This is a genomic window from Puniceibacterium confluentis (assembly GCF_007923445.1).
Taxonomy (GTDB): domain Bacteria; phylum Pseudomonadota; class Alphaproteobacteria; order Rhodobacterales; family Rhodobacteraceae; genus Puniceibacterium; species Puniceibacterium confluentis.
On sequence record NZ_VOJI01000014.1, the window covers coordinates 112,712 to 123,722 of the forward strand.

At 61.6% G+C, this 11,011-nt stretch carries 7 protein-coding genes and 1 pseudogene; 6 read left to right on the plus strand and 2 right to left on the minus strand.

Going from position 1 to position 11,011, the window contains the following annotated elements:
• Nucleotides 1–30 precede the first annotated feature (30 nt).
• Nucleotides 31–4,278 (plus strand): DNA-directed RNA polymerase subunit beta', encoded by a 4,248-nt coding sequence (gene rpoC / locus FOY53_RS16185; protein WP_146590745.1) that lies wholly within the window; start codon nt 31–33, stop codon nt 4,276–4,278.
• A 230-nt stretch (nt 4,279–4,508) separates the two neighbouring features.
• Here rpoC and FOY53_RS16190 read toward each other — a convergent pair whose 3' ends face one another.
• A complete protein-coding gene (locus tag FOY53_RS16190; RefSeq protein WP_146590747.1) occupies nt 4,509–5,501 on the minus strand; it encodes an HWE histidine kinase domain-containing protein in 993 nt (330 codons plus the stop codon).
• Nucleotides 5,502–5,761: 260 nt separating this feature from the next.
• Here FOY53_RS16190 and FOY53_RS16195 point away from each other — a divergent pair, with 260 nt between their 5' ends.
• On the plus strand, nt 5,762–6,673 hold the full coding sequence (locus tag FOY53_RS16195) for a DMT family transporter (protein WP_146590749.1): 912 nt from the start codon (nt 5,762–5,764) through the stop codon (nt 6,671–6,673).
• Here the strand turns inward: FOY53_RS16195 and FOY53_RS16200 are convergent.
• The gene (locus tag FOY53_RS16200; protein WP_146590751.1) at nt 6,649–7,452 is read right to left on the minus strand and encodes a putative rhamnosyl transferase; all 804 of its coding nucleotides are present in this window, start codon (nt 7,450–7,452) and stop codon (nt 6,649–6,651) included. The genes FOY53_RS16195 and FOY53_RS16200 overlap by 25 nt on opposite strands.
• Nucleotides 7,453–7,848: 396 nt before the next feature.
• Between FOY53_RS16200 and rpsL the strand changes: the two genes are divergently transcribed.
• The 4 genes and pseudogenes from rpsL to FOY53_RS24215 form a co-directional block, all read left to right on the plus strand.
• Nucleotides 7,849–8,220, plus strand: a complete 372-nt coding sequence (rpsL, locus tag FOY53_RS16205; protein ID WP_005621086.1) for a 30S ribosomal protein S12 — start codon at nt 7,849–7,851, stop codon at nt 8,218–8,220.
• Nucleotides 8,221–8,232: 12 nt separating this feature from the next.
• Entirely contained in the window at nt 8,233–8,703 is a 471-nt protein-coding gene (gene rpsG / locus FOY53_RS16210) for a 30S ribosomal protein S7 (RefSeq protein WP_146590753.1), read from the plus strand.
• A gap of 23 nt (nt 8,704–8,726) precedes the next feature.
• Nucleotides 8,727–10,850 (plus strand): elongation factor G, encoded by a 2,124-nt coding sequence (gene fusA, locus FOY53_RS16215; RefSeq protein WP_146590755.1) that lies wholly within the window; start codon nt 8,727–8,729, stop codon nt 10,848–10,850.
• An 84-nt stretch (nt 10,851–10,934) separates the two neighbouring features.
• Nucleotides 10,935–11,011, plus strand: a pseudogene (locus tag FOY53_RS24215) (GTP-binding protein); the annotation flags it as partial.

An 11,011-nucleotide genomic window follows, 5' to 3' on the forward strand; every position in this document is an offset into this window, starting at 1 on the left:
CTCTTTCCACCCGATATTCGAGGTATCAAAATGAACCAGGAACTGACAAACAACCCGTTCAACCCGGTTGCCCCGGCCAAGACCTTTGACGAGATCAAGGTTTCCCTGGCCTCACCGGAACGGATCCTGTCGTGGTCCTTCGGCGAGATCAAAAAGCCAGAAACCATCAACTACCGCACGTTCAAACCCGAACGGGACGGCCTGTTCTGCGCGCGTATCTTTGGCCCGATCAAGGATTACGAATGCCTGTGCGGCAAATACAAGCGCATGAAGTATCGCGGCGTCGTCTGCGAAAAATGCGGCGTCGAAGTCACGCTGCAAAAGGTGCGCCGCGAGCGGATGGGCCATATCGAACTGGCCGCGCCCTGTGCCCACATCTGGTTCCTGAAGTCGTTGCCGTCGCGCATCGGCCTGATGCTGGACATGACCCTGCGGGATCTCGAGCGGGTTCTCTACTTCGAGAACTACGTGGTGATCGAACCGGGCCTGACAGACCTCACCTACGGCCAGATGCTGACCGAAGAAGAGTTCATGGATGCCCAGGACCAGTATGGCATGGACGCATTCACCGCCAATATCGGTGCCGAGGCCATCCGCGAGATGCTGGCCGCGATCGACCTTGAGCAGGAAGCAGAGACCCTGCGCGCCGACCTCAAGGAGGCGACCGGCGAACTCAAGCCGAAGAAGATCATCAAGCGCCTGAAAGTGGTCGAATCCTTCCTGGAATCCGGCAACCGTCCCGAGTGGATGGTTCTGACCGTGATTCCGGTCATTCCGCCGGAACTGCGCCCGCTGGTGCCGCTGGACGGTGGCCGCTTTGCCACCTCCGACCTCAACGACCTGTATCGCCGGGTGATCAACCGCAACAACCGTCTCAAGCGGCTGATCGAACTGCGCGCGCCCGACATCATCGTGCGCAACGAAAAGCGCATGTTGCAGGAATCTGTCGACGCCCTGTTCGACAACGGTCGTCGTGGCCGGGTGATCACCGGTGCCAACAAACGTCCGCTGAAGTCGCTGTCCGACATGCTCAAGGGCAAGCAGGGTCGCTTCCGTCAGAACCTTCTGGGCAAGCGCGTCGACTTTTCCGGCCGTTCGGTCATCGTGACGGGCCCGGAACTGAAGCTGCACCAGTGCGGCCTGCCCAAGAAGATGGCGCTCGAGCTGTTCAAGCCGTTCATCTATTCGCGCCTCGAGGCCAAGGGGCTTTCGAGCACGGTGAAGCAGGCGAAGAAGCTGGTCGAAAAGGAACGTCCCGAGGTCTGGGACATCCTCGACGAGGTGATCCGCGAACACCCCGTCATGCTCAACCGGGCGCCGACGCTGCACCGTCTGGGCATCCAGGCGTTCGAGCCGATGCTGATCGAAGGCAAGGCGATCCAGCTGCACCCGCTGGTCTGCTCGGCCTTCAACGCCGACTTTGACGGTGACCAGGTGGCTGTTCACGTGCCGCTGAGCCTTGAGGCCCAGCTTGAAGCACGCGTGCTGATGATGTCGACGAACAACGTTCTGTCGCCCGCCAACGGCGCACCGATCATCGTTCCGTCGCAGGACATGATCCTTGGCCTGTACTACGTCACGATTGCCCGCGACGGCATGAAGGGCGAAGGCATGAAGTTCTCGTCCATCGAAGAGGTCGAGCATGCGCTGAACTCGAAAGAGGTGCACCTGCACGCCAAGATCGAATGCCGCGTGGCGCAGATCGACGAAGAAGGCAACGAGATCACCAAGCGGTTCGAGACCACCCCCGGTCGCGTCCGTCTCGGTGCCCTGCTGCCGATGAACGCCAAGGCCCCGTTCGATCTGGTCAACGGTCTTCTGCGCAAGAAGGACGTTCAGAAGGTCATCGACACCGTCTACCGTTACTGCGGCCAGAAAGAGTCGGTCATCTTCTGCGACCAGATCATGACCATGGGCTTCCGCGAAGCGTTCAAGGCCGGCATTTCGTTCGGCAAGGACGACATGGTTGTCCCGGACACCAAGTGGCCGATCGTCGAGGAGACCCGCACACAGGTCAAGGATTTCGAACAGCAGTACATGGACGGCCTGATCACTCAGGGTGAAAAGTACAACAAGGTTGTCGATGCCTGGTCCAAGTGCAACGACAAGGTCACCGAGGCGATGATGTCGACCATTTCGGCGTCCAAGACCGATGCTGATGGCGCGGAAATGGAACCGAACTCGGTCTACATGATGGCCCACTCCGGTGCGCGTGGCTCGGTTACCCAGATGAAGCAGCTGGGCGGCATGCGCGGCCTGATGGCCAAGCCGAACGGCGACATCATCGAGACGCCGATCATCTCGAACTTCAAGGAAGGCCTGACCGTTCTCGAGTACTTCAACTCGACCCACGGTGCCCGCAAGGGTCTGTCCGACACCGCTCTGAAGACGGCGAACTCGGGCTACCTGACCCGCCGTCTGGTGGACGTGGCGCAGGACTGCATCGTGCGGATGAAGGACTGTGGCACCGACAAGGCGATCACTGCCGAAGCGGCTGTCAACGACGGCGAAGTCGTTTCCTCGCTGGCCGAACGTGTGCTGGGCCGGGTCACGGCGGAAACCGTGTACCGTCCGGGCACTGACGAAGTGCTGATCAAGGATGGCCAGCTGATCGACGAACGTCTGGCCGACATTGTCGACGAGGCGTTGGTGCAGACCATGCGCATCCGTTCGCCTCTGACCTGTGAGGCGGAAGAGGGTGTCTGTGCCCAGTGTTATGGTCGTGACCTTGCACGCGGTACGCTTGTCAACCACGGCGAGGCCGTCGGCATCATCGCCGCGCAGTCGATCGGTGAACCGGGTACACAGCTGACGATGCGGACCTTCCACATCGGCGGCGTTGCCCAGGGTGGTCAGCAGTCCTTCCTCGAGGCGTCGCAGTCCGGCATCATCGCCTTCGAACAGGCTCTGACGCTGGAGAACTCCAGCGGCGAGACCCTGGTCATGGGACGTAACATGAAGTTGCGGATCATGGATGAACACGGCACCGAGCGGGCCAGCCACAAGCTGGGCTACGGTACCAAGGTGTTCGTCAAGGAGGGTGAGACCATTGCCCGCGGCGACAAGCTGTTCGAGTGGGACCCCTACACGTTGCCGATCATCGCCGAAAAGGACGGTATGGTCCGTCACGTCGACCTCGTGAACGGCATCGCCGTGCGCGAAGAGACGGACGAAGCGACCGGCATGACCCAGAAGATCGTTTCGGACTGGCGCGCGGCCCCCAAGGGCAACGAGCTCAAGCCGGAAATCATCCTGGTCGACAGTGACGGCGAACCGGTGCGCAACGACGCGGGCAACCCGGTGACCTATGCGATGTCGGTGGATGCGATCCTGTCGGTCGAAGATGGTCAGGACATCAAGGCCGGTGACGTTGTCGCGCGGATCCCGCGCGAGGGCGCCAAGACCAAGGACATCACCGGGGGTCTGCCGCGTGTGGCCGAACTCTTTGAGGCACGTCGCCCCAAGGACCACGCCATCATCGCGGAAATCGACGGCTATGTGCGGTTCGGCAAGGACTACAAGAACAAGCGCCGCATCAGCATCGAACCTGTCGACGACAGCCTGAGCCCGGTCGAGTACATGGTGCCCAAGGGCAAGCACATCCCGGTTGCCGAAGGTGACTATGTGACCAAGGGTGACTACATCATGGACGGCAACCCGGCGCCGCATGACATCCTCGCCATCATGGGGATCGAAGCGCTGGCCAACTACATGATCGACGAAGTGCAGGACGTCTATCGTCTGCAGGGCGTGAAGATCAACGACAAGCACGTCGAGGTCATCGTCCGCCAGATGCTGCAGAAGTGGGAAATCCAGGACTCGGGCGACACCACCCTGCTCAAGGGCGAACATGTCGACAAGGCCGAGTTCGATGCCGCCAACGAAAAGGCGATCAAGAAGAACGGCCGCCCGGCTCAGGGTGAACCGATCCTTCTGGGCATCACCAAGGCGTCGCTGCAGACCCGCAGCTTCATCTCGGCGGCGTCGTTCCAGGAAACCACGCGCGTTCTGACCGAGGCTTCGGTCCAGGGCAAGAAAGACAAGCTCGTGGGTCTGAAGGAGAACGTGATCGTCGGCCGCCTGATCCCGGCCGGTACCGGCGGTGCCACCCAGTCCGTGCGCCGTATCGCCACCGAGCGGGACACCGTTGTGATCGACGCGCGTCGTGCCGAAGCCGAAGCCGCTGCGGCATTGGCTGCCCCCACCGACTCCAATGATGTCGTGGGCGGTGACGAGTTCGACAATATCGTCGTCGACACCCCGGAAAGCCGCGAATAAGCGGCGGTTCGAATACCCGAAAAAATCAAAAGCCCCCGTGCGTCCTGCACGGGGGCTTTTTGTTTCCGGCGTTGCCGTCAGGCGGAGCACATGCCGGGGCACACATCAAGGGGCCCAAAAGCCCGGCCGTAAAAACGGCTGAATGGCTTGCAGGATGCCGGTGTGGCGCAACGGACAGGGGAGGGCGGTCTTCCTTCGAACCCAGGCGCAGACCTGCGACCGGCAGTCGCTTATTCTGGCACCAGCCGTTCCGGAACCGCCAGGCGGTAGAGAAAGCTTTCCGGCGCAAATTCACGCACCGCTTCGGCCTGAAGCTGGCGCGGTACGATCTGGTCCAGGATCATCGAGCCAAATCCGCTGCGGTTCAGATCCTTCTGGACCCGTATGCCACCCTCGCGCCATTCCAGGCTGTAGCCTGTGGCCCCCAGCTTGTTCCACCTGATGGCCAGGCGGCCTTCGGGGCATTTCAGCGCGCCGTATTTCACCGAATTCGTGGTCAACTCGTGCACCGCAAGGGTGAGGATCTGCGCTTCGGCGGCATTCAGGTGAATGTCCGATCCGTCCAGCACAATCTGGTGCTCATCGGTCGCAACATGGTCTTCCAGCTGGCGCGAAAGGATTGATCCGATCGTCATGCGGTCCCAGTTGGTGCCGCTGAGGTAAGAGTGTGTCCGCGACAGGGCCTGTACCCGACCTTCGAACCGGGCAAGGAAATCCTCGAGATCCCGGGCCGAGCCCGCGGTGCGCCGGGCGATCACCGAAACGAGACTGAGGATATTGCCGACCCGATGCTGCATCTCGGCGGCAATGGCGTCCCTGAGGCGCTCTGCCTGTACCTTCAGGGTGACGTCCTGAGCGTTCTGAACCATGTACTGGATCTCGCCGTCGGGCCCGGGAACCGGCGTATGCGTGCAGGTCCACCAGATTTCCCGCATTTCGACGCCGTCAGCCGTCTCGAGCGGGATCGAGAACGGTACTTCGACCAGGCTGTTCGCCTCGCCGTCCAGAGCGCGTTGAAAGGCGTCCCGGAACTGTTCACGGCGCTCGGAGACCTCGGGGAAGGCGTCAAAGACATACATCCCCTGTAGCTGGTCAAGCGTCCTCTGAACGGTGCTCAGATAGGCATCCGTTGCGGTCACGATCCGCATCTTACGGTCCAGCACCAGACAAGGCGCGGGCGCGTATTTAAAGACCTGCTCAAAATCCAACGTGCCGCTGACCATATCCCGCCTTTAATATTCTGGAACCTGCTGCAGGATGCTCTGCGGAACAGAAGCAGAAAAATATTTGAACCTCAACTGCGACCTGCCGGAACCGCATGGTTGTGAGTGATAAACCGCCGACGCGACCGCGGGCTCGGCCCCGCTGAGTTGACCGGGCCGCAGCTTTGTGCCCGGACCACGGAGCCGCCGAGAACATCCGCGATGCCGGATCGTCGGATTGCCCATTCCGCTGGCCGACAATCCGCTCTAGAGCGGTGTCCATGAACATCCTCTCGGACAACAGCCGTGGCGCGCTTTTGATGGCATCTGCGATGACCGCCTTCGCGCTGGGTGACGCGATGATGAAGGCGACCGCAGGTGCCATGCCGCTGGGGCAGATCATGAGCCTGCGGGGCGCCCTGTCCAGCATCGCCATTTTCCTGCTGGCGCGGCGCTTGGGGGTGCTGAGGCTGCGGATGTCGCGACGCGACTGGCAACTGGCACTGCTGCGGTCGCTTGCCGAGGTCGGGGCGGCGTACTTCTTTCTTACGGCGCTGTTTCACATGCCGCTGGCCAACCTCAATGCGCTGTTGCAGATGCTGCCGCTGACCGTCACCCTGGGCAGCGCGCTGGTGTTCCGCGACCCGGTCGGATGGCGCCGCTGGCTGGCCATCGCCGTCGGGTTTGGCGGCATGCTCCTGATCGTCAAGCCGGGGACCGAAGGCTTCAACGCCTATACCCTGCACGGGTTGATCGCCGTCCTTTTCGTGACGGTACGCGATCTGGTGACTCGGCGCCTGTCGGCCTCGGTCCCCAGCCTGACGGTCACGCTGCTGACGGCCCTTTCCGTCACCCTGTTTGCCCTGGCGCTGACGCTGCAGGAGGTCTGGGTGCCGCTCACACCCCGTCTGGGCGGGTTGATCGGGCTGTCGGCGGTCTGCGTCGTGGCCGGCTACATGTTCGGCATCATGGCGATGCGGGTCGGTGACGTCAGCTTTGTGGCTCCGTTCCGCTACAGTGGCCTGTTGTGGGCGCTGGTGCTGGGCCTGGTGATGTTTGGCGAATGGCCAAGACCCCTGACCCTGGTGGGGGTCGCGGTCATCGTCGCCACCGGGGCCTTCACCCTGTGGCGCGAAGCGCGCCTTGCCCGGACGATGCGGCCTTTGGATCAGGCGAATACCCGGCGGATGTGATCGGCATCAATGGCAAAGGTGCTGCGGAACAGTGCCTCGCCCGCGGCGTCCAGTCGCGGAAGCGCCACCGGTTTGACATGCTTTTTCTGGCGGGAATCGTTGTGGTCGTTGTGGCCGCGCACAAACATGTCCTCGTGGGTATAGGTCACGGTCGGCATGAACTGGTTGATTTTCTGATGGCCGAAATTCAGGATCGTCTGACGCACACCTGCCTGGACGGCCATCGCCTGCGCCACGCCCCAGTAAGGTGTCACGTTCGGTTCGGCGCGAAGCCCCTGCGCATCCGGGCGGGCGACATAGCCGCGGTTCCAGTCAAACCCCACCAGCCGGTGCTGCCGCCGCAAGGCAGCGCAGTCCAGAGCCGCCTCGCGCAGGCGCTGGACAAAGGTGACCGCCACAGCGTCGTCGTCGTCATGGCGGAACTGCAGGCAGGGCGCCGACAGATCCCCGCGGGCGTCGTTGAAAACATCCTGGCACACCTGGCGATGCGGGGCAGGGGGGCGGGCCACGATCCTGGCCTGGGGGACGTCCGCCACCAGCGCCGCCAGCCGGTCAAGGTAGTGGGCTGGCAGCGAGTCGCCGATCAGGATCAGAAAGGTGAAGTCCGGATCGGTCTGGGCGCGCAGACCCGGCAGGCAGATCGTTTCGAAATGCGCCAGCCGCTCTTCCATCCTGGCGGGGGCGTAGAGATAGGCGATCCGATCGGCGAGTGTGGCATGTTCAACCTGAAAGCCGCCTTCGGCAGGATAGGAAAACCGGCACAAACCGATGACTTGCATGGGGCGCGCTCCTGGTCGAAGATACAGCTGTTGTTCCGACTGTGAATCGCACCCCCACCGGGCGAAAGCAAGCCTGTGGTGCTGTTGACAAGGCCCGCGACTCCCCCTATACGCCCGCTATCTCGGAGACGGGATGCATTGCATCCGACGTCCGATCTACAGAACTGAAGCGGTCACGATCCGGGCCAGATGCCCCGATCCTCTGGAACCCCCCGCGTCGTTCCCGCAATTGGGAACGCATGCGGTTTTTTGCGTCGCCTTCATACGTGACGCGCCGAATGACGTGCACCCGATGTGCACAAAAGGTGACTTGCGGACGCGCAAGGCGCTGAACCTGAAACCCGCACGGGGCAACTCGTGCACCACATATGTGAGCTACACGGGGAAAGAACCGGAATGCCAACGATCCAACAGCTGATCCGCAAGCCGCGGCAGCCGAAAGTCAAGCGCTCGAAGTCGATGCACCTTGAGCAGTGTCCTCAAAAACGTGGCGTGTGCACACGCGTCTACACGACCACGCCGAAAAAGCCGAACTCGGCGATGCGGAAAGTTGCCAAGGTCCGTCTGACCAATGGCTTCGAGGTCATCAGCTACATTCCCGGCGAGTCGCACAACCTTCAGGAGCACTCGGTTGTCCTGATCCGTGGCGGCCGCGTAAAAGACCTTCCCGGTGTGCGTTACCACATCCTGCGCGGTGTTCTGGATACCCAGGGCGTCAAGGACCGCAAACAGCGTCGCTCCAAGTATGGCGCGAAGCGTCCGAAATAAGAGGGTATTTAGATGTCACGTCGCCACGCAGCCGAAAAACGCGAAGTCCTGCCCGATGCCAAGTACGGTGATCGGGTTCTGACAAAGTTCATGAACAACCTGATGGTCGACGGCAAGAAGTCCGTCGCCGAGAGCATCGTCTACAACGCGCTCACCCGGGTCGAAGACAAGATCAAGCGCGCCCCCGTGGAAGTGTTCCACGAAGCGCTCGACAACATCAAGCCGTCGGTCGAAGTCCGTTCGCGCCGCGTCGGTGGTGCCACCTACCAGGTGCCTGTCGAAGTGCGCATCGAGCGTCGTGAAGCCCTGGCGATCCGCTGGCTCATCGACGCCAGCCGCAAGCGCAACGAGAACACCATGGAAGAGCGCCTCGCAGGCGAGCTTCTGGATGCTGTCAACTCGCGCGGGTCCGCCGTGAAGAAGCGTGAAGACACTCACAAGATGGCCGACGCGAACAAAGCGTTCAGCCATTACCGCTGGTAACCCCTAGTCAAAGGACTGTCCCCATGGCACGCGAATATCCCCTGACGCGCTACCGGAACTTCGGGATCATGGCCCACATCGACGCGGGCAAGACCACGACAACCGAGCGCATCCTCTTCTACACCGGCAAGTCCCACAAGATCGGCGAAGTCCATGACGGCGCCGCAACGATGGACTGGATGGAGCAGGAGCAGGAACGCGGTATCACGATCACCTCGGCTGCGACGACCACTTTCTGGCAGCGCCAGGAAGACCCGACCGCCGAAGGCACCTCGGATACCAAGTACCGCTTCAACATCATCGACACTCCCGGTCACGTCGATTTCACCATCGAAGTCGAGCGTTCGCTCGCCGTTCTCGATGGCGCGATCTGCCTGCTGGACGGCAACGCCGGTGTCGAGCCGCAGACCGAAACCGTCTGGCGTCAGGCCGACCGTTACAAGGTTCCGCGGATCGTGTTCGTCAACAAGATGGACAAGATCGGCGCCGACTTCTTCAACTGCGTCAAGATGATCAAGGACCGCACCGGTGCGATCCCCGCCCCGATCGCCCTGCCGATCGGTGCCGAGGATGCGCTGGAAGGCATCATCGACCTGATCAAGATGGAAGAGTGGGTCTGGGAAGGCGAAGATCTGGGCGCGTCCTGGGTTCGCAAGCCGATCCGTGCCGACCTTCAGGATCTGGCCGACGAATGGCGTGCGAACCTCATCGAAGTTGCTGTCGAAGTCGACGATGACGCGATGGAAAAGTATCTCGACGGCGTCATGCCGGACGAGGACACCCTGCGCAAGCTGATCCGCAAGGGCACCTTGTCGCTGGCATTCGTGCCGGTTGCAGCCGGTTCCGCATTCAAGAACAAGGGCGTACAGCCCCTGCTGAACGCCGTGATCGACTTCCTGCCGTCGCCGCTGGACGTGCCTGCCTACATGGGCTTCAGCCCGGACGACGAGACCGAGACCCGTAACATCGCGCGTCACGCCGATGACACCGAGCCGTTCTCGGGTCTTGCGTTCAAGATCATGAACGACCCCTTTGTCGGTTCGCTGACCTTCACCCGGATCTATTCCGGCGTGATGAAGAAGGGTGATTCGATCCTGAACACGACCAAGGGCAAGAAAGAGCGCATCGGTCGCATGATGATGATGCACGCCATCGATCGCGAAGAGATCGAAGAGGCGTTTGCAGGTGACATCATCGCGCTGGCGGGTCTCAAGGACACCACAACCGGTGACACCCTGTCGGATTCGCAGCACCGCGTGGTTCTGGAAACGATGACCTTCCCCGATCCGGTGATCGAGATCGCTGTCGAGCCCAAGACCAAGGCCGACCAGGAAAAGATGTCCGCAGGTCTGGCCCGTCTGGCCGCCGAGGATCCGTCGTTCCGCGTCGAAACCGACATCGAATCCGGCCAGACCATCATGAAGGGCATGGGCGAACTTCACCTCGACATTCTCGTCGATCGCCTCAAGCGTGAATTCAAGGTCGAAGCCAACATCGGTGCGCCTCAGGTGGCCTACCGCGAGACCATCGGTCACGAGGTCGAGCACACCTACACCCACAAGAAGCAGTCGGGTGGTTCGGGTCAGTTCGCCGAGGTCAAGCTGGTCATCACGCCAACAGAGCCGGGCGAAGGCTATTCCTTCGAGTCGAAGATCGTCGGTGGTGCGGTTCCCAAGGAATACATCCCGGGTGTCGAAAAGGGCATCAAGTCGGTCATGGACTCCGGTCCGCTGGCAGGCTTCCCGGTGATCGACTTCAAGGTCTCGCTGATCGACGGCAAGTTCCATGACGTCGACTCCTCGGTCCTCGCGTTCGAAATCGCCGCCCGCATGGGGATGCGTGAAGGGATGCGCAAGGCCGGTGCCAAGCTGCTCGAGCCGATCATGAAGGTCGAGGTGGTCACACCGGAAGAGTATACCGGCAACGTCATCGGGGATCTGACCTCGCGGCGTGGCCAGGTGACCGGTCAGGAAAACCGCGGCAATGCGGTTGCGATCAACGCGATGGTTCCGCTGGCAAATATGTTCGGCTACATCAACAACCTGCGCTCCATGTCTTCGGGCCGCGCACAGTTCACGATGCAGTTCGACCATTACGATCCGGTGCCGCAGAACATCAGCGACGAGATCCAGAAGAAATACGCATAAACGGGATGGCGGGGTGAACCCCGCCCTACCCACCACCCGTAGGGCGGGGGTCACCCCGCCACCCAGACTAGACAGGAGGCCATCATGGCAAAGGCAAAGTTTGAACGTAACAAGCCGCACTGCAACATCGGCACGATCGGTCACGTTGACCACGGCAAGAC